The organism is Paenibacillus sp. N3/727 (genome assembly GCF_022637315.1).
Lineage (GTDB): Bacteria > Bacillota > Bacilli > Paenibacillales > Paenibacillaceae > Paenibacillus_AQ > Paenibacillus_AQ uliginis.
Window position 1 is genome coordinate 3852807 of sequence record NZ_CP093336.1, and the last position, 19447, is coordinate 3872253.

Below are 19447 nucleotides of genomic sequence, written 5' to 3' on the forward strand. Positions count from 1 at the left end.
TTATTCTTTGTATGCCAGATTATATAGAGTTCCGATCAGAACCTTCACACCTTCGGCTAAATCATGAGGCTCGGTATATTCAGCCGGATTGTGGCTAATTCCTTGTCTGCTTGGTACAAAGATCATGGCCGATGGTACAAAAGGAGCCAGAATCTGGGCATCATGCCCTGCCCCACTATGCATCAACTTATAATTCAAACCTTGTTCCCGGCACTCGCGTTCAATGACTTCTACAACATGTTTATCCATAGGAACAGGATCTGCATCCATCCACATATCGATTTTCAGTTCTACTTTCCGTTCTTCTGCAATGTTCTTCAAGGAAGCTGTAATTTCTTCAGTAAATTGAACAAGTGCGTCTTTCTCGGTATGACGGATGTCCATAGTGAATAAAGCATATCCTGGAACTACGTTAACTACATTTGGCTTCACTTCGATTTTGCCGATCGTTGCCACTAACGGATCTCCGTGTTTGTCCGCGCGGTTTATAACGTCAGAGATCATAGCGCTTGCAGCTTGGACAGCATCTTTGCGATAACTCATCGGAGTCGTACCTGCATGGTTAGCTTCACCTATCACTTCCACGGTAAATCTGCGCTGACCTACAATGCTGTGGACTACACCAACGGGTTTTTGCTCTGTTTCCAGAACACTGCCTTGCTCGATATGGATTTCTACAAACGCTTTCAAGTCATTACGAAGTTCTCTAGATTCCTGACGGAAATTAAAGTTACACTCTCTCATCGCATCCACGAAAGCTACGCCGTCAAAGTCTACAATGCTCTCTACTTCTTTACGTTCTGCTGTGCCTACGATGTTTTTGGACCCCCAGAATGTATAAGGGAAACGGCTGCCTTCTTCTTCAGCCATTGATACGACCTGAAGATTGCGTAGCGGTTGCCCATAGGTCTCTTTCAAGTATTTAACCGCAAGCAGACCTGCGACAATACCGTATTGTCCATCGTATAAACCGCCATTGCTTACTGTATCCACGTGAGAACCGGTCATAATCGTTTCATCTGGATACTTCGTTCCTTGTAGACCTCCAAACAGATTGCCCACCTCATCAAAGTGAACATTGAAACTTTCTTTGTTCATCCAATCTTCTAAAGCTTTCTGAGCGTTGAGCCATTCTTTGGAATAGAGTAGTCTGGTAATACCTCCTTCAGGATCATTTCCAAAATACCCGAGCCATTCTAACATCTGCATGATATCTTTACTTAGTTCTCCCATACTTACCGTTCCTTTCTACGATGATAAAGGTACTTCAAAAGTGCTGATTAACTTTGTTGCATCTTAATTGTAAACGCTTACTGATATGTCTTCATTAACAAAGGTGGATAAAAGAATAACAGCTTCTTTATCCACCTTGGCTAAAAATAGGGTTTATTTAGTTTAAATTTTAATGTTCTTCTTCGTTATTTATTAAATTTAGAATTTTTAGGCCAACCCGGGTTTCCAGCATCTCTTCTGAATTATCAAAATCCATGTCGCTAATTTCTTTGATCCGTTCCAGTCGGTACATTACCGTTTTGTAATGGACAAACAAATCCTGAGCTGCTTTCGCAGCATTTTGGTTATGCTGCAAAAAGACCTCAAGCGTATGCAGCAGATCTTTTTTTATGGCACTTTTGCTTTGAACGAGCCTGTTTAAAGAAGCGGGAATAAACGAGGTCAGTACGGCAGGATCTGGATACTGACAGAGCAGGCGGAATAAACCAAGCTCGGCGAAGGCGGTAATCGATTCGCTGCCATAGAGTGTACCGCCGAGGTTCAGGGCTTCTTGCGCCTCATGATGGCTTCTCGCAATATCCATGACAGTGGCCGCCACATTACCGATGCCAACCTGCACTACAATATCTTTGGTTTTCGTGCGGATGTTGTCTTGAATCCCGTGAACTTTATCTTTAACTGTAGGCAACCAGTTTTTCTCTTTCCCTTCCTGCGAATCAACAGGTAATAGCAGAATGATGGTATCGCTTCGGCTACGCATAATTGCGTCTGGAAAATGAACGTCAATAGCTTCATGTAAGTAAGTAAACGTTTTACTCTGCAGTCTGCGCAAGTTTTTAGGTTTATTCATTTCTTGCTGGTTGAACGAGGTGAACTCTTCTTTCACATGAAACAAAAGCACAGCATATGAACGATCTAAATCCCAGCCGATCAGGTTAGCTCGTTGATACACCGTCTCCAACACCTGACCTTTTCCAGCTAGCAGGTCATCAATAATGTCATTTTTATATTCCCGCTCGACCTCCGCTACAGCAAACTGTTTGACCAGTTCTAGGGACAGAGCAGTAGCGGCATTCTCTATTGCAATGAAATCTAATTCTTCTAATTCTTTATGAATTTCAGTGATGACGAGATGCACCTTAATACGGTTTACTGTCCGAATAGGCACGACTACCTGGTAGACTGATTTCTTCTCCGGTTCCGTAACTTGCGTAGTTATCCAATAATAAGGAAATTTGGTTTCGAATATTTTCTCACGTTCTACAATGTGCTCCTGTTGTAGTATGGGAAGCGTGTACAAGGAAGTATGTGTCATACAGACAAAATTCCGATCATAGATGGCAACAGGGTTTCCGATTAATTGTTCCAATGTAGTGATAATCGGTTCCATACCGGTATCTGTTAAGGAGAGTGTAGTGAAGCGATCATGCACCTCTTTAAAATATTTAAGCTTCATTACCTGATTATTAAACAATTCCTCCATAACCGGATAGAGCACATCTACATAAGGGATGTCCTGTGGGATTTGGATAATAGGCAGCCCCGTCTGTTCGCCTATTTCTATGATAATTTCGGGAATTTTCTTGACAAAACGGTGGTTTTTGATCATTATGGCACTGACACTTTTGTCAGCCAAGCGGAACATAAATTCGCGTTGTTCTGCTTCTGTATAATTGAGGATCGGATATAGACTGGTCAGCAACATCTCTCCGCCTTTTAGCCAATCTGCGATATCGGGTGCTTCCATAATTGTGATACCTTTTATTATATTAGAGAGCCCTTGACTGCCCCCTAGCACTTTTGCATTTTGCAGTCGAGCCATCTTCAATACATGTTCTACTCTGAATTCCATATCTTTAACTCCTTATGAATGCAAATCTGATGTCTATTCATTGTTATTGTATCGGAGCAAGAGCAAGGGGGGAGCATAGCGCTTCTTTGTATGCGTTTTCACTTAATGCCCGATGGATCACTTTTGAAATTGATGTACATACTACACTAATTTTGAGCGAAAACAGGCGAAATTGTTTTGAATTTGATGCACATGGATCATCTCCTTTATATGTATGTATAAAGGATAAACAATCTAGAAAATGAAGTCAAAATTAGGGGGGAATAACGATGAGAACGATTTGCTATAAATCAATTGAAGGTGTTGAGTTGCTAGGAGACTTTTACAGCGCTTGTCAGACTAGTTCCTCTGTGATTGTCTATATTCATGGAGGCGGATTAATATTTGGTTCAAGAAAAGATATTTTGCAAGAGCAGGTGGAGCAGTATAATCAAGCTGGTCTGCACGTCCTGTCCATTGATTATCGACTAGCCCCTGAAACGCGGCTTCCAGCTATTATTGAAGATATTCAGGATGCTCTTCGCTGGCTACGAGAGCAAGCATTCACCGAGCTTGGCTTTCAGCCATCCGCTATAGCCGTCGTAGGCAGTTCGGCAGGTGGATACCTTGCTCTGCTTGCCGGATCCAGAGAGCCGGCTTTGAAAGCGGTCGTGTCTTTTTACGGCTATGGGGATATTCAAGCCAGCTGGTCTTCGAGTCCTAGCTCGTTCTATCTGCAAAAACCTACTGTACCTAAAGAACTGGCCGATCAGTTGATCACGAACCGGACGATTGCTGAAAGTTCCATTCAGCAAAGATTTGGTCTCTATTTATATTATCGTCAACGAGGACTCTGGACTCAGGAGGTTACGGGGTTGGACCTTGTTCAGGATAAGGAGAAGCTGGACTTGCTTTGTCCAGTACAAGTTGTGAACGACTCTTTCCCACCTACTATGCTACTGCATGGGGAGGTTGATCAGGATGTGCCTTGTGAACAATCTATCGGTATGGTGCAGCGGTTGCAAAGCGCGGGAGTTGAGCATACGCTTCTTACCCTTCCAGGCGAGGATCACTTGTTTGACATGCAGCTGAACAAGGAAAATGTTCGACAGGCATTTACACAGGTTCTGGAGTTTTTGCAGCGTCATTTAGTTTAATATAGTAGCTATAATTGTAGCGGGCTCATATTTCAGAAATAGGATCATGTCTCAAAAAAATAGCTCAATTTCCAAAGGTAGCGCTTGATAATCAGCTCGTTTCTGTTACAGACAGTAACGAGCCTCGTTGCATTCAAAAATAAGCCCTCCGTTTGTTCAAATACGTATTGAATAATTCACTACTGGTTATTCACAATTAAATCAAATGATGTTCGTGGACGCAGGACTGAGAAATAGTAATCTTCAGCCGGGTCCCATCGACGGTGCCAGGCTACGTCTTCATTCCCCTCCCTGAGATTATGCCTATGGCGGCGGACATTGGGTAACACATCCACTAGAATCGTAAAATGAACAACATCGGTTAGTTCAAGGAGCGAGCTATAAATTCCATCGAGAATAATGACCTCTGAAGGCTCTTTAACGACCAAGTTCGACGCTAAACCGTTACTAGACGAAAAAGAAAACGGGCAATATTGAGCGTTCTCACCTGCTAGCAGTGGTAACAATGCCTCAGTACGCATACGCTGCCAGTCGATACAAAGACGACATTTTTGCTCTGTTGTGTAGGTATCCCATTCATCGTCAGTGATCGTTGCCGCGAAGAAGTCATCACACTGAATAACTGTTGCTCCCAAATGCGAAGCCACCTCAGCAGCCAATGTAGATTTACCTGCACCACTCCCTCCATCTAACGACACCACCAAAGGATTGGTTCGACTTATCATACGATGGTTAATTGCAGATACAATGGACTGAACGGCTTCCTGTGATTTATGTGTTAAATGGTTAATTCCCACGACTACTACCTCTCTCAATCAAAGAATGGACTAAATCCTTCTATATAGTATACCGAATATCTCAATTCTGTCGCTAAGCTGCACTCCTAGCCTGATATATCAGGCTCATGTGATTTGGCGTTTACGCATGAAACGACTTCCAAAACTCTCCATCCGTATTGACTATACCTCTAATCTGTTCAAAAGGAACGGTAAAGGTCGGGAACCCAGCAGCATACGGAGCAATCTCATAGGGCGAGAAGTACAGATGTATCGCATTTTCGGTAACAAAAAACGGATGGTCCGGCCGAATGCCGGTATAGCTGCCCGGGAATACATAGGAGTATTGCGGGTCCTCCTTAATCTGTTTACCGACGATGCTGCTAAGTTCTTTCACATAATCGCTGCCAGGTTTAAATAGGTCTTTCAGCGTATACATATGACCGTTGACTAAATTAATGATTGCGTACGTTTTCGTTGGCATGCCGTGAGCTGCGCCGGATGGATAATGGTATCCGTTCAGTTCTAATTCAAGCAGCTTCTGCTTGTAAAAGGCGACTTCGAAATCGCCGGAATACGAATAATCGAGCTTTCCGGGGATCGGTTTTACTTGCGACATCTCTTTCAGTTTCGAATTGACCATCTGCTGTGCTGCTTTGTCCGTCATCCCTTCAACCTGAGGATTATAGACAAGATAATCTGGGTTCGGCTTGTATTTTTCTTCTTTAACTAGGTAAGGTGACTTCAACGGAATGACTGTATTTTGCCCCCAGATCACGACTCCATCACGGTTTATATAAGATAGCCGCTGATCTATAAATGCTTTGATTAAATCTTTCTGTACCAGTGTAAGCGAGCCGGTGCCGGTAAAGCGCGGAAAGCCCGGCGCTGGCTTTCCACTGCGATCGATAAAATACGTTTGTTTCGTATCTGATACCGATGCCAGATCGTCCTGGAAGTTGGAAACGTCTTGGTATAGAAATTCTGACAGCACCGTACCTTTCCAGTCCGCGATAGCGTATTTAGAGCCGAGGAACGGCTGCTCAGGGTCAACCGCCCTTCCAAGTGCCAAACGCTCATCACCTAAATCCCGGATGTCGTTGTATTCCGGCTTGACGACGAACATCCCTTGCTTGTTAATGACGCCATAATTTGATTTGTAATCCTCGGCAGCATTGACGACAGCCCGGCCGTCATGGAATGGAAACGCAGAGGTATAGGTAGGAGGAATGACGACGGTCCCGTGCTCATCAATGTAGCCATACTTTCCAGCAGCTTCTCGTTTGAAGGCAAGCAGCCCATCGCCATGAGGCCCTACATATGTATATGGGTATGTGGCGAGTTTGCGACCGTCCCGCCCGATGAGAGCATATTCGTTGTCCTTGATTTTAACGACTGCCCTGCCATTTTCGAAATCGTTTGCTTCCTCGTATTGCGCAGAAATAATCTCGTTCCCCTGCGAATCTAGATAACCGTATCTGCTAGTTCCTCCATTTCCGCCGTTTGTGACATAAAAGACCGATCTCCCGTCCTGCATATTAGAGATGAATGGATAAGCCTGCTTTGTCAACACCGTTCCCGTTTCGTCTATAAGTTTGAATCCCTGCCCGTCAATGACGATTGCCCGGCGCTCTGAAAAAGGGCTGATCATTTCATACACAGGCTGAACGACGTAATTGGTGGATATATCGATGATGCCGTATTTACCATTCAGTCCAACGATTGCGAGACCACTCTCCTGAAAATCACGTGCATCATCATAGAGCGGCCGGATCTCCATTTTGCCACGGTTATTGATATAACCCCATTTCACCCCTTCTGTTGTTTTCACTGAAGCGGGGAATAGCCCTACCACACGAGGCATACCGATTATCTCAAGCATTTGCCTGATATTCCGTTCAAGCTCAAGCAGCCTCTCGCGGGATGGATAGGGCTGGTCGAAGCTGAGTGCTTTATGAACGGATGCTAGTGCCTCCTGCGGCATGCCCGCGCGATACTGTGCGTCAGCAAGATAATACCAATAGAATGAGTAATCCGGATGCTGCTGCGTCATTTGCTCGTAATAACGGACAACTGTAGGAAAATAATATCGATACACGTCCGGCGCAGGCACAAATATTCCATTTTTCCACCTTAGCACCTCAACCCGATAGGCATCCCCCGTATCGTGAATCCATAGCGCGATTTCCGCTATTCCATCTTTCCCCGCAGGGCTCGGCATATCCATCACTTGAATATAGCTGTAGCTCATATCTGGTGGGGCTATATCGATTAACCCATCCTTTCACATTTGCCGACACCTCCCAGATGCCATCCAGGTATTGTAGCACAAGCAAGGAAAGCTCACCGTTTAAGCGATATACAGCCGTAACTTCCGGCACACCGTCTTCAGTTAAGTCGGCTGCATAAACAGCCGCATGCTCTGCAGGCTTATTGATTACTACCAGTTCCGCACCGCTCGGTAAATGAGCCATCGCTAGCTGCTTCAACTGTGGTTCGTTAGCGGACATGTCTGCATCCCCCCCTCCCCCTCATTCTTTCGCCTAAACGTATGCGGTCAAAAGACAGATATTCTTAAATTCTTGTCGATTAAGAATTACATCTTGATCACAAAACCAAGCAGACCACCCAAGAATGAAAAAAAATCTCGGGTGGCCTGCTTCGGCTATTTTCTCTCAGATTATTATTCAGCTTCAGAAACAACAGTAAAACGTTCTTTAATGTGCTGAGGTTTTTCGATCTCATCTATAATCGCGATTGCATAATCTGCATAGCTTACATAGCTGTCACCTTTTGAATTTACGATCAGATTGTCTTTCCCTTTTTGGTAAGAGCCTGTTCGCTTTCCATCTGGGTTAAAGAACGCTGCTGGACTCACAAATGTCCACTGAATTTCGCTTTCATTCTGCAGATCTTCTAGATTTTTACCTTGGTTAGTCGCTGTAGCTAAATATTCCTTAGGGAACTGAGGCGTATCCATCAGTCTGACGGTTTTTGCTTCATCAACGTAGAGACTTCCTGCTCCGCCAACGACGATCAATCGAGTTTCTGGAGCTCCTTTAATTGCGTTGATCAGCACTCTTCCTGCTTCAACATGAAGATGCTCTTGACCGGGAACAGCTCCGAACGCATTGATGACAACATCAAATCCTTGAAGATCGCTTGAGGTTAAATCAAAGATATCTTTTTCCAAAATGGCTGTTTGAGTTTCTCCGATTTTAGAAGCATTTCTCACAATCGCTGTGACTTCATGTCCACGACTTACTGCTTCCTTTTGAATAGCTACTCCAGCTTTACCAGTTGCTCCGATAATTCCGATTTTCATAGTTGAACCCTTCCTTTTCCTCGTATTTTGATGGTATGTACCAAAAATTTCATAGGCAACACCAATTCTAGATCTGGCGTGACTCATCTCTTACATGTAACTGTGTTCGTTACATGTAACCATAATAGTTACAATTGTTCGTTATGTCAATAGTTTTGTTAGTTAGTTCAAGAAAAAAAGGACCGACGATTGTCAGTCCTTAATGCTTTCCTATTTTATGAACCACATACCTATCTCTGTGTCCCTTTAAAGCTCATGTCATTGTAAACCGACTCAAATCTAATGTTCTCCAATATCTATAAAAATTGATTTCATCGTGAACACATCGGGTCAAGTGCCCATATTATGGGGCATATCATTACAAAGGGAGGATAAGTAATATGTATCCTTAATGGGGATTCAGCACTTTCACACATGAAATACCTTATTTCGTTCCAAATCAATATCCCACTTATTTCACGACGCGCTCTAAATGCATAAGCGAGGCACAGGTTGATCTTATGAATTACATGCGTTTACTGTGGGAACAGCATGTTGCATGGACTAGAATGGCTATTATTAGCATCGTTTTCAATTTGCCTGACATAGATGTTGTTCTAGCCCGTCTCCTCCAAAATGCACCGGATATGGGGAATGCCCTTAAGCCTTTCTATGGTGAAAGTATAGCAATAACGTATAGTAACTTGATAAAAGAACACTTAGTAATTGCTGCGGAGCTCGTTAAAGCAGCAAAAGCAGGTGATACTAAAGCCGTAGCTGACGCTGAGAAACGATGGTACTCCAATGCAGATGAAATTGTTGTATTTTTATCTCACATTAATCCATATATCCCTAAAGAAGAATTCAGGAAAATGTTCTATGAACATTTGGCATTGACGAAAGCAGAAGCAGTCGCGATGCTGAATAAGGATTACAAGTTAAGTGTTCAATTGTATGATAGAATCGAGCTGGAAGCTTTAGAGATGGCAGATATGATTAGTGAAGCAATTATTAAACAATTTCCACAAATGTTTTGAAAATAACAGTTCCCCTCTCTCTCAGCAGCGATAGGATTCATATATAATCCATACAGTTACGTTGAAATGATCAAAGGTCGCCCAGCGACCTTTGATTTTTGTAAACGATATTAAATTCATATGACGCACAATTTTTTTCCCGTAATATAGAAAACCTCTATTATTCTACCAGCATTTTGCTTTAAAATAATTATAACAATGTATGACTATACGCAAAATCGAAAAGGAGATCGTGCAAGTTATGTTTGAGAATCTATCAGAATCTTTATCCGGTAAAAATCCTCTAAGTATGCACGCTGACTGTGAGAACTGCTTCGGTCTGTGTTGTGTCGCGCTCCCCTACGCTGCTTCTTCAGATTTCGCGACAGATAAGGATGCCGGGCAGCCTTGCCAAAACCTGCAAGCGGACTTCCGCTGCGGCGTTCACGACAGCCTCAGACAGCTGGGCTTTCGTGGTTGCACGGTTTATGACTGCTTCGGCGCGGGACAACAGGTTTCACAGATTACCTACAGAGGACGGGACTGGCGGCAAGCTCCCGAGTCCGCGAAGCAAATGTTTGAGGTGTTCCCGATTATGCGTCAGCTTCATGAGCTAATCTGGTATCTATCAGAAGCACTAACGTTGGAATCGGCCCGTCAGATCCATGCTGATCTTAGATTAGCGCTTGACGAGACGACACGCCTGACTTGCCTCAGTCCAGACTCTCTCATAAAACTGGACGTGGCAGCACACCGGGCAGACGTTAATGTTCTACTCTTACGAACCAGCGAACTTGTAAGAGATGAAGCCTGCCGCAAGCATAAAGGTCCACCAGTACGACAGAAAGCTCAAGGCAGGGGCGTTGATCTCATCGGCACCAACCTCAAAGGAGCCGATCTGAGATGCGCCAACCTGAGAGGAGCATACCTTATTGCCGCTGATCTCAGACGCGCCGATCTGAGAGCCGCTGATCTGATTGGTGCTGATTTTCGAGATGCTGATCTCAGTGGAGCCAACCTCACGGAGAGTATCTTTCTCACCCAAGCACAACTCAACTCAGCGAAGGGTAATGCTGACACAAAACTGCCTCCATCACTCTCTCACCCGATACACTGGCTCTCCCCCGGATGCAACGTTAAATCCAAAAAAATTTAAAGACAAGCTAAAAGGTGATTTCGAAGAAGTTCGGAATCACCTTTTTTATAATACGATTACCGTTTAAGGGATCATATCCAGTCGCCAACTTAGATTATTTTAAGAGTCCTTTATGCCTACCAATGCAGAACCCGCAACACTTCCTCCTCCATACACCCACTTCATAATTTGAAAAGACCCATAGCCTAGTAAACCTCCGGATACGTTTAGGATGAGATCATCCACATCAAAGATTCCCATTGAAAATAGTACCTGTGAGCATTCCAAGCCTAAGCTAAGACCCAAGGAACTCATCAATACACTTAAAAATTTGTTTTCGGTCAATAAACTGATGAATATTCCGTTAGGTACAAATATCACGATATTTCCGATGAAATTAACCAGGTTATGCCCGCTTGAAAGTCTGTGCAGGTATTGTTTGATCGATTTGAAAGCAGTAAAATTACCTGATTGCAATCGATTCATCATATATTCTGGATTCTCAATAGCTCTTTGAAGCTGGTGCCATAGAAAAGGGATATCCACTGAACCAAATTTAAACAAGATGACTTTAAGTAGCACAAATAAATAAAGGGTAAACAGCGTCAATACGATAAGTTTATTCCATGACTTCATGGCCTTATCCCTCATTTTGCCGAATGGTTACAATAACGCCATCCACATTATTACCTGATAATTCATAGTGCTGATGAATGGGTACCTGTAGCGTCATATTTTTAGAAGCAGGTACAAATGAAATTTCGTATTTCTCGCCATCTATTGTCGTGATAAAGTTCTTTTGTTCCTTCAGAAAGTCCAGATACTCCTCTAATGTAAAATTCTTTTCTTTCATTATCTTACTGTGAGGTAAGCCTACATATCGAAAATGCCAAGGCTCGAACTTAATGCCCGTAATCTCCGTTTTATTCTTGGGATACCTGAGAATAAAACCATATTCCGAAGCATTCTTTTGTAACCACTCCCCCTCGGGAGCTTGGTCGATTGGCTTCAGGGTTGATCCGATATCAAGTGAAAAACCGATGTTATGTTCGCTGTAGCCCGCAGGTAAAGCATAATCGGCACCCTTGTCACGATATAATTTTTCCTGCTCGGAAGCATCTCGGTAGCCGCTACTTATCATAAAATGATTGACACCTTCCTTGTCGGCATCATGCATCATTTCTCCAAAGTTTAGTGCCACGCTTCTCGATAACTGTATCGTATTGTCCAGCAAAGCATACCCCTGAATCAGTTCTTTATTTTTATACAAGTTAACGATGTCAGTAGGTATGCCATCCGTATGGATCGGGTGCTCCTTATTGACCAACACCAAGTTCCCTTTATGTACCTGTTCCTTGGGGATCAAAATTGTATCATGGTTAACTTCGGGAACGGATTCCGAAGGCTGATCTTTCGTGTTCTCCTGAACATTAATGTCATTGTTTTGCTTAGGTAGAACGGATTCACAACCCATCAGCAATAAAAAAGATAAACATACTAACCACTTCTTCAACTTCAACATCTCCTTAACCTTTGTTCATCTAAGATAGTATAAAATCTTTAAAAATAAGTGTGGAAAAGTTAAAGATTTTCTAAAGTTGGCTATAAACCGCATGATCCAGTGTTCTCTGAGGAACATATTTCATTCTGCACTTGCAAGCGCATTTCTCATCATTTCCCGCGCAATGTTCATTTTACAGCGGTGGACATCATCGAGAAAGTTTACAACCCGTCATTTCCACTAAATTAACGATATCAATGATCAGACCTGCTTGAAGATGGTTCATCCAAACATAAAAAACGCTTGGTAAAGCCCAAGCGTCAATATCAATCATTTTCTGTTTTCCGTATATATCGCTAACCTTTCAATAATCCCATCAATGGCATAATTGATTTTACCATATTCATACCCACTTGAATATGAGGCATGATTTGTCCCAAAAATCCAAATATGCCAAGCCCATTGCTTCCACCTTCCGCTGCTGCTCCAGTTGGGCTATTGAACCCCCCCAAAAGAGCACTTAAGAAGCCTGAAATTTGAGCTTTATCTCTACTTTCGATAACGGAAGCTGGAAGCTTCTTTTCAGGTCGCAAGCCGGATAGTGTTAATTTATCTTTTTCTATACTGTTCATTGTTCCGATATAATAACTTCCATCTTTCAAGACAACCATGACAGGTTTTCCTAACCATTGCGTCGTTGATTTATGGTTTGTTTTCTTTTTTGAAGGCAATTTATTCACCTCACTTTTCATTTTCTTGAATATCATTTTATTCAGCTAATGTTCGTATTCTTGTGTCTTTTAAACTTACGATGTAAATAGGGCTAAAAAAAGATGACTCCGGATAAATACCCGAAGTCACCTCTTGTTCCCCTAATAATCGGTTTTCGTTTCTCCTTTATTCATCATAATTTTTTCTTATAACTAAATGGGATACAGGTTCCTGTCTTGCAATGAGAAAATCTAATATACCTTCTGGATATAATGGCTTTTGTTTCAATTGTTCAAAAGTACGCCAGATTAATTTTATCCCTTGTTGCTCGTTATGTATTAATGAATCCTGAATTATAGAATCATCAATTGAAACCCAATGTAAGATGGTACAATGATGTCTCTTCTTTCCATCATATTCAACGATACTTTCATTAAGGCATGCCAGTGAGCCTACTTCTGATTGTAAGTCGAACTCTTCAATCAGTTCTCTTCTAATTGCTTCTGCGGCGGTTTCCCCGAATTCAACAGACCCACCAGGAAAGCGATAAAATGATTCTTCGTTATCACATTGAACGAATACAGAATTTCCATCATTCCCTATAATGATTGCCTCAGCTCTAAGCAATGGTTGGTTCAAATTAATCCCCCTAACCCGTTTAATTATTATAAAAAATACGGTATCACGTAGCTATTTCCTCCTCGGTCGTATAGAAATAGAAAAAGAGAACCCACAATCATTGCAGGTTCTCTTTTGAGGATATCGATAATATTATGCCAATTGGTGTGTAAGCTGTGATGCAGCTTCTTTTACTTTTGCCAAACCTTCGTTGATGATTTCATCTTTACGGACCGGAAACGCGTTATGGCCTTCAATAACGACTTCATTGATGATTTCCATACCGAAAACACCGCCAACGATATTACGCATATAAGTTGCGGCCATTTCCATAGGAGCTGTTTCTGGAGTTGAATATATTCCACCGCGTGCGGATAGGAAAATCGCTTTTTTGTGAGTCATTAAGCTCATCATTTGACCTTGTTCATTAAATTTAAAAGTGAAGCCAGCTTGATAAACATAGTCAATGAACGTTTGCAATTTAGCTGGGATCGTTAAGTTCCACAGTGGGAATGCGAACACAACCACGTCAGCAGCAGTTAAAGCGTCCATCGCTTTTTGTTTGGCAGCCAGGATGCGTGTTTCTACATCTGTTAATTCTCCACCAGATTGTACTTTACCAAATGCGTTAAACAAATCTTGGCCGAAGTAAGGCATGTCTTCTTCAAATACGTCGTAAGTTGTAACATTCAGATCTTTTACTTCATCCATAAACGTTTCGTACATTTTGCTGGATACAGCTTCAGAAGCTGGGCGGTTATTAGCTTTTACTACTAAAATATTCATTCGTTCAATTTCTCCCATCATGTTGTAGTAGATGAGTTCTTACCACTCACTGATAATAGTATAGCATCTTTATCTTATTTAGTCATTTCCCAGTGTCCTTCCAGCGTTATCAATCTATGCTGTGGGTGTAATGTTTATCAGAACATAACAAGTCATTTTACACGGAAAAATCTGGCGGACAGAGAATACGTTATTTGTGAGAATCAGCTGATTACTGTGATACTCGCGGACTGAGGTTCCGTTACTTGCCCATGAACCCCCTGAATTCCTTGAGTTGATGGATAATAGAGTATTTCCTGTCCGCGTACGCACCCAAAAAGCCAAAAATATATGACACTGGAAATACATAACTATCATATAAAGGCAGCTGGGTGATCTATAAGAAATGCGAAACATTTAAGTTGCTCTCAACAAAATTCCAGTAAATTTTTAGGAGGTATAAAATGCTAAAGAAAACATCTTTAATCTTAACAACTATTATTTCTTTATTACTTTTATCAACAAGTGCTTACGCTTACCAACACTATAAAAGTGGATATATGTCATCAAGTATAAAGTTTAAGCCCGTGGGTTTACCTTCACAGTATGAATCTGCCCTCATCAATGCTGCTGCTTCTTGGAATGCGGCTACTAATAAAGTGTATATTAGCAAAGATAATAATGCCGATAATACTGTTATAATAGGAACCATGTCCGATCCTCTTGATTTTGGAAGCTATACACCACAGTGGGAAGATCAATATGGTCAAGCTTCTCAATTTCAGATTTGGATCAACCAAACTGCAATAATTAATCAAACAAATCTAGGAAAAGATTTTTGGAATGTTACTCAAAGTACATTCGCTCATGAATTGGGTCATGCATTACATCTAGCTGACCTCCAATCAGGAATCGCATTAATGAATCAAAAAAGAGATCGAGATAAAATATATACTCCTGAACAAGATGATATCAACGGTGTAAACGCTTACGTTTGGCTAATAAAAGAATGGGGGATGAACTATGAGAAGAATCATTATAATGTTAAGTCTTTTATTAGGAATTATCGTATTATCAGCATGTTCGGAGGAAAAAAAAGTGAATGAAGCAAGTGATATTGTTTCAGTACCCGATATTGGCCACATAGAAAATTTTGAAGAGTTAGTAGCTTCCTCGGATCTTGTTGTTATCGGAACTGTAGATAAAGTACATCCTGCGAGTAAAAGAAATATCAACTTAGATAAGTCAGAAACCTCTCTTCCCTATTACGCTATCTACACTGACTCTGATATTAAAGTGGAAAAAATAATTTTGGGAAATATTAATCAGAACACTCAGAACATGTTTACGATGAAACAGGCAGGTGGATTATACGATGGTAAAGAATATATGACCTACGCACCTATAGTAGAAGAAGGAAAAACATATTTATTTTTCTTGGCTACTTTCGATAAATATGACGCACCAGAAGAACCTTATACATTGGTAGGCACTGAGGAGGTCGTGGCACCCGTGGAAGATGGGATCGTAAAATTCCATCCTTCTCTATCTCTTACGAATCCACTGGCAACAAAACAAATCATGAATGAAAAATCCGTGGATCATGATGTTGCTCTAAAGATCGACGATGTTATTGCCGAAATTATCAGAGTAGATAATTACCTTCCCGATCCAATTGATGATGTAGATTTGAATAGCCTGAAATAACGAACAAATATCTAAAATAGAAAGCTCCCTCCTAGTACTGCTTGAGGGAGCTTCTTTTTTAAAAGTTATTCCAAATATTTCGTTTCGTGTGTTTTTGATTTACGCGTATATTCTTTTCTCGGATAAGAAATATCCCAAAAACCTAAGGTGATTCTCCAAGGGGCGCCCGTATAAGCAGATCAGAAAAATCCGAAGACATAATACCTCCTCCTGATCTACCAATGGACACTAGCGCAACCCATTATATCACACCGAGTAAGATATTGTTAAAGCACTAAAGCCATTACTAAGTGGATTCTTTTTGAGATACCCTTCCTCACGCACCATTTAAAATAAAGTTCGCAAGTAAGTTAAACGACTATTAAATGTCGCAGGGGCTATCCTTCCTGGTTAATATATGTTGGTGAACCGCTTCCTCTAATTTATAGTAAGATTCCCAAGCACCCGGGTATCTTTTAAACAACACCTCATAATCAACTGCGCTATAAACAAAGAAAAACGCCCACTAGCGATATCCATACGTTTGTATACGTAGGAGTCCGCCAGTGGACGCAATATTACCGAAACTTCTTCCGCGACTTTTCAAGTTTTCCAATGACCGCATTAATCGCAGAATACGCATTATGGTTGTTTTTTACTGATTTGTCCGAAAGGTGTGTGTAGTGGTTAGTCATTCTTCCATCAGCATGACCTAGTGTCATTTGTAAGAGGCGTTCCGATCCCCCTCCTCAAGGAACAGAGTCGCCCCGGAGTGGCGGAAATGATTCGGCATTAAGCGCTCGCCGAAGTTATTCAAAAATATGTACTCGCTTCCGAATTCCGTAGTCTCACGAATTAACTCCTGTATTAACTTTACTGTCCGCTTCGTCAATACGTATCATCCCATCGATCAGCACATTAAGAACGAGATAATCACGGAATCCACTTTACTCGCGGTGATTAGGCGCTTGAAGTAGCCGACTGAGTTCTTCCGAAGTTAATACCTCAATCTCACGACTTATTAATCCGCGTATTTATGGATTTTGGAAGTGGCCCAACAGCCCGGACACTCTCTGGCACATTACAATTATCACTAAATTTCTTTTTTTCATCTCTTAACCAAATAATGTACTCGCGTCCCAATTCGGCAGTTACATTTCTTATATCGCGGATAATACCACGCATGTCTAAGTATTCACAAAAGTAAGCATAATTCTGCTTGTATGTTTTCAGCGTATTTTCGGCGCGTCCCTCCGATTTCCTAGCTTGATAATAGTAATCAAAGAGATAATCAAGCGAATATTTCAAACGTTCAACATTACGTTCTTTTTTGACCGTCCTTCCCTTACGTCTATCTTCCGCCAAACTAAAAAACTCCCTTCCGCAATTTAACGGAAGAGAGCATATATCTGCGCCATGTCGGAGCGCTTATCTGCGTATGTCAGCGTACAGTCAACGTCACAGTCACCGTACAAATATCGAAGTTCTAACGGGAAAATTAGCGAGACAGCTGCCAACGATGCGCTCACTCACCCTAGCGTTTTACCAACCATAGCAGTTGTTCATTATCAGTTCGTTCCAACCGGTGCCTTTTAACCACCAATGTTGTTGGACACTATACTAAATGGTTCCTATCCAAACCCATCAATCCCACCAAAAATACCACACATCATGCTTCATCAAATAATCCGCGTAATCTCCTAAGCTATCATGACCTTCCAACACGTATGAACAAAAAATAAAGTGTTCTTTCGCCAGCTTTAATGCTTCCTCAAATGTCTGCGGAGGTTTTCCCGTTTGCATAACCCATATATCGTCCGAAACAGCGAGAAGTTTAATGCCATGTTCCTCCTGCCAGTGCTTTATAACAACCGACTGATGTACTGGGAAAGGACATTCATTAAATCCTCCCATTGGAATCCACAACGGTGCTTCATATCCGGATTCCTGCGGCAATATCAAAACAATAAGCTCTTCATCTTCTTCTATGTTTTCCTCCAACCATTCTACGGTGACATGAAATGGCTCTGTCTCGGTTTCACATTGCTCTTCACTCAAAAGATCATGCCCATCCCATAACAAAGAATACGAATGATAAATCTCTTCAAAATCCTTCCCTTCCAGATTTTTCTGTTCCGAAGATAAATCTGAATACTCAAGTTGAGACTTTACAATCTGCCGCCAAACATCCTCTACACTTAAGCTATGTACTTCCTCAAGCTGATGGCGAACATACTCAGAGGGTGATTCCTCTTCATCCAATGTATCTTCCATCATCTCTACTAAATTGTACCCAGGCAGGACAAAAATACTGTGCTTCCCTTCTTTTGTGGCAGGGAGCGATACGTTTTCAACCGCTACAACTTCAATCTCACATTCCTGAAGATAATCAGATAACTCTTCTATCATATTTGCACCTCTTTAATAAAGGAATCTATCAACTCACTCATCCATCATTTGTTAATTCTAGCATGGGTCATCTACCAGTTCAAAAAATTGTATCATCCACCCAGCAAAAAGAAACGCCTTTGGTGTCATCCTACTTAAGGACGAAAAGCGTTTCTTCGAGAAAAAGTCCACGATCTTCATCGTGGACAACGCTCAATAACGAGCTCTTTTCATAATATATCTAAATTTTTAAAATTTCAAAAATTAAATTAATCCACCTTAGCCCGATATGCTTCCGCAGTAAGCAGTTTAGCAAGCGCTTCCTCCAGATCGCCCTCAACTTCGATCTCAACAATCCAACCGCCTTCGTACGGTTCACTGTTCACCAGCTCCGGCTGCGCCTCAAGATCTCCATTCAACTTGGTTATTTTACCGGATACCGGACAATAAAGCTCTGATACCGTCTTTACAGATTCAATTGATCCTATGCTATCCCCTGCAGATACGTCTGATCCAGCCTCCGGCAGCTCCACAAAAACAATATCACCCAGTTGGCATTGTGCATGATCGGTAATTCCAATACGTACGATGTTGCCTTCCACCTTCAACGCCCATTCATGATCTTCACTGTACACCAATTGCTCTCTGATTTCACTCATTTGAATTTCCTCTTTTCTTAATATGAAATGGATTCAAACAAAATAAAAAAGGACAGGAAAAGACTCTCGCCTCTTCTCTGTCCTCGGTACCTGAGAGTTTATGAATGACCGTTTCTAGACGGCCCTTCGTTTCCCCTTTGGCGGCTTACGCTCTCTCCAGAGTTGCGTCAGATAGCGGTACTTTTACCTGAGAGATTACTCGTTAACCGGCAGGTGTAACGAATTGCTCCTTCGGTGCCGCCGCCTTTATTGGCGCTGCGGTCTCTCCCGTCCATCGTCATCCACATATGTAATTTGGTTGATTTCTTCCACAGGATAAAGCACTTAGCAGATCATGTCAATATAGCTGACAAAAATAATATTTTTTTGACGAACTAAAGGTTGACACGTTACAGAGACCGACGGTTATAATGATGTGAAGAACAAAAAGCATAATAGAGCTGAATAAGCGGATGAAGGTATTGGGAGAGATTACCGACTAACGGGTAACGCCGAAGGAGTAAACCGAAACAACGGTGAATCTCTCAGGCAAAAGGACTTTTACTGGACGCACCTCTGGAGAGAATCCTGATACATTTAGGATCACCAAAGGGGAAACTCACACGCGCTTCATATCTTGCTTACATAATTTGTGTAGAGGTAACTCTCAGGTACAAAGGACAGAGCA

General features: G+C 41.9%; 19 protein-coding genes and 3 riboswitches. Of the genes, 5 read left to right on the forward strand and 14 right to left on the reverse strand.

Annotated elements, in window-relative coordinates:
* Together allC and MNQ98_RS17585 are read right to left on the reverse strand one after the other, a co-directional pair.
* Entirely contained in the window at window positions 1-1233 is a 1233-nt protein-coding gene (gene allC, locus MNQ98_RS17580) for an allantoate deiminase (protein ID WP_241929427.1), read from the reverse strand.
* A gap of 169 nt (window positions 1234-1402) precedes the next feature.
* Window positions 1403-3085: a PucR family transcriptional regulator gene (locus tag MNQ98_RS17585; protein WP_241929428.1), complete on the reverse strand. Its 1683-nt coding sequence runs from the start codon at window positions 3083-3085 to the stop codon at window positions 1403-1405.
* A 269-nt stretch (window positions 3086-3354) separates the two neighbouring features.
* Between MNQ98_RS17585 and MNQ98_RS17590 the strand changes: the two genes are divergently transcribed.
* Window positions 3355-4221 (forward strand): alpha/beta hydrolase, encoded by an 867-nt coding sequence (locus MNQ98_RS17590; protein ID WP_241929429.1) that lies wholly within the window; start codon window positions 3355-3357, stop codon window positions 4219-4221.
* Between the two features lie 179 nt (window positions 4222-4400).
* Here the strand turns inward: MNQ98_RS17590 and MNQ98_RS17595 are convergent, their stop codons facing one another.
* The 4 genes from MNQ98_RS17595 to MNQ98_RS17605 all read right to left on the reverse strand — a co-directional run bounded on the left by MNQ98_RS17595 (window position 4401) and on the right by MNQ98_RS17605 (window position 8322).
* Window positions 4401-5018, reverse strand: coding sequence for a uridine kinase family protein (locus MNQ98_RS17595; RefSeq protein WP_241929430.1), 618 nt, complete (start codon window positions 5016-5018; stop codon window positions 4401-4403).
* 121 nt (window positions 5019-5139) lie between these two features.
* Entirely contained in the window at window positions 5140-7218 is a 2079-nt protein-coding gene (locus MNQ98_RS17600) for a WG repeat-containing protein (RefSeq protein ID WP_347272215.1), read from the reverse strand.
* Window positions 7139-7507 carry a hypothetical protein gene (locus MNQ98_RS29765; RefSeq protein ID WP_347272216.1) on the reverse strand — a complete coding sequence of 123 codons (369 nt, stop codon included), beginning with the start codon at window positions 7505-7507 and terminating at the stop codon, window positions 7139-7141. Before MNQ98_RS29765 ends, MNQ98_RS17600 begins: the two co-directional genes overlap by 80 nt.
* A 173-nt stretch (window positions 7508-7680) precedes the next feature.
* Window positions 7681-8322, reverse strand: a complete 642-nt coding sequence (locus tag MNQ98_RS17605) for an NAD(P)-dependent oxidoreductase (RefSeq protein ID WP_241929431.1) — start codon at window positions 8320-8322, stop codon at window positions 7681-7683.
* A 419-nt stretch (window positions 8323-8741) separates the two neighbouring features.
* On the opposite strand from MNQ98_RS17605, the gene MNQ98_RS17610 reads away from it, so the two are divergent.
* Complete coding sequence (locus tag MNQ98_RS17610) at window positions 8742-9338, forward strand: acetylglutamate kinase (RefSeq protein ID WP_241933956.1); 597 nt, start codon at window positions 8742-8744, stop codon at window positions 9336-9338.
* A gap of 241 nt (window positions 9339-9579) precedes the next feature.
* Complete coding sequence (locus MNQ98_RS17615; RefSeq protein WP_241929432.1) at window positions 9580-10473, forward strand: pentapeptide repeat-containing protein; 894 nt, start codon at window positions 9580-9582, stop codon at window positions 10471-10473.
* 99 nt (window positions 10474-10572) lie between these two features.
* Here MNQ98_RS17615 and MNQ98_RS17620 read toward each other — a convergent pair whose 3' ends face one another.
* The 5 genes from MNQ98_RS17620 to MNQ98_RS17640 form a co-directional block, all read right to left on the reverse strand.
* A complete protein-coding gene (locus tag MNQ98_RS17620) occupies window positions 10573-11088 on the reverse strand; it encodes a VanZ family protein (RefSeq protein WP_241929433.1) in 516 nt (171 codons plus the stop codon).
* 4 nt (window positions 11089-11092) lie between these two features.
* Window positions 11093-11965: a M15 family metallopeptidase gene (locus tag MNQ98_RS17625; protein WP_241929434.1), complete on the reverse strand. Its 873-nt coding sequence runs from the start codon at window positions 11963-11965 to the stop codon at window positions 11093-11095.
* Window positions 11966-12309: 344 nt separating this feature from the next.
* A complete protein-coding gene (locus MNQ98_RS17630; RefSeq protein ID WP_241929435.1) occupies window positions 12310-12705 on the reverse strand; it encodes an LSm family protein in 396 nt (131 codons plus the stop codon).
* Between the two features lie 145 nt (window positions 12706-12850).
* Window positions 12851-13303, reverse strand: coding sequence for an NUDIX domain-containing protein (locus MNQ98_RS17635; RefSeq protein WP_241929436.1), 453 nt, complete (start codon window positions 13301-13303; stop codon window positions 12851-12853).
* Window positions 13304-13435: 132 nt separating this feature from the next.
* Window positions 13436-14068 (reverse strand): FMN-dependent NADH-azoreductase, encoded by a 633-nt coding sequence (locus MNQ98_RS17640; protein WP_241929437.1) that lies wholly within the window; start codon window positions 14066-14068, stop codon window positions 13436-13438.
* A 443-nt stretch (window positions 14069-14511) separates the two neighbouring features.
* Between MNQ98_RS17640 and MNQ98_RS17645 the strand changes: the two genes are divergently transcribed.
* Both MNQ98_RS17645 and MNQ98_RS17650 read left to right on the forward strand, forming a co-directional pair.
* Entirely contained in the window at window positions 14512-15153 is a 642-nt protein-coding gene (locus MNQ98_RS17645; protein WP_241929438.1) for a zinc metalloprotease, read from the forward strand.
* Window positions 15146-15754, forward strand: a complete 609-nt coding sequence (locus tag MNQ98_RS17650) for a hypothetical protein (RefSeq protein ID WP_241929439.1) — start codon at window positions 15146-15148, stop codon at window positions 15752-15754. Before MNQ98_RS17645 ends, MNQ98_RS17650 begins: the two co-directional genes overlap by 8 nt.
* A 990-nt stretch (window positions 15755-16744) precedes the next feature.
* Here the strand turns inward: MNQ98_RS17650 and MNQ98_RS17655 are convergent.
* The 3 genes from MNQ98_RS17655 to gcvH all read right to left on the reverse strand — a co-directional run bounded on the left by MNQ98_RS17655 (window position 16745) and on the right by gcvH (window position 18780).
* Window positions 16745-17098: a site-specific integrase gene (locus MNQ98_RS17655; RefSeq protein WP_241929440.1), complete on the reverse strand. Its 354-nt coding sequence runs from the start codon at window positions 17096-17098 to the stop codon at window positions 16745-16747.
* 279 nt (window positions 17099-17377) lie between these two features.
* A complete protein-coding gene (locus tag MNQ98_RS17660) occupies window positions 17378-18142 on the reverse strand; it encodes a DUF4253 domain-containing protein (protein ID WP_241929441.1) in 765 nt (254 codons plus the stop codon).
* 248 nt (window positions 18143-18390) lie between these two features.
* The gene (gene gcvH / locus MNQ98_RS17665) at window positions 18391-18780 is read right to left on the reverse strand and encodes a glycine cleavage system protein GcvH (protein WP_241929442.1); all 390 of its coding nucleotides are present in this window, start codon (window positions 18778-18780) and stop codon (window positions 18391-18393) included.
* Window positions 18781-18945: 165 nt separating this feature from the next.
* A riboswitch (glycine riboswitch) is annotated at window positions 18946-19061 on the reverse strand.
* A gap of 171 nt (window positions 19062-19232) precedes the next feature.
* Window positions 19233-19330, forward strand: a riboswitch (glycine riboswitch).
* Window positions 19331-19333: 3 nt separating this feature from the next.
* Window positions 19334-19445, forward strand: a riboswitch (glycine riboswitch).
* Window positions 19446-19447: the final 2 nt, after the last annotated feature.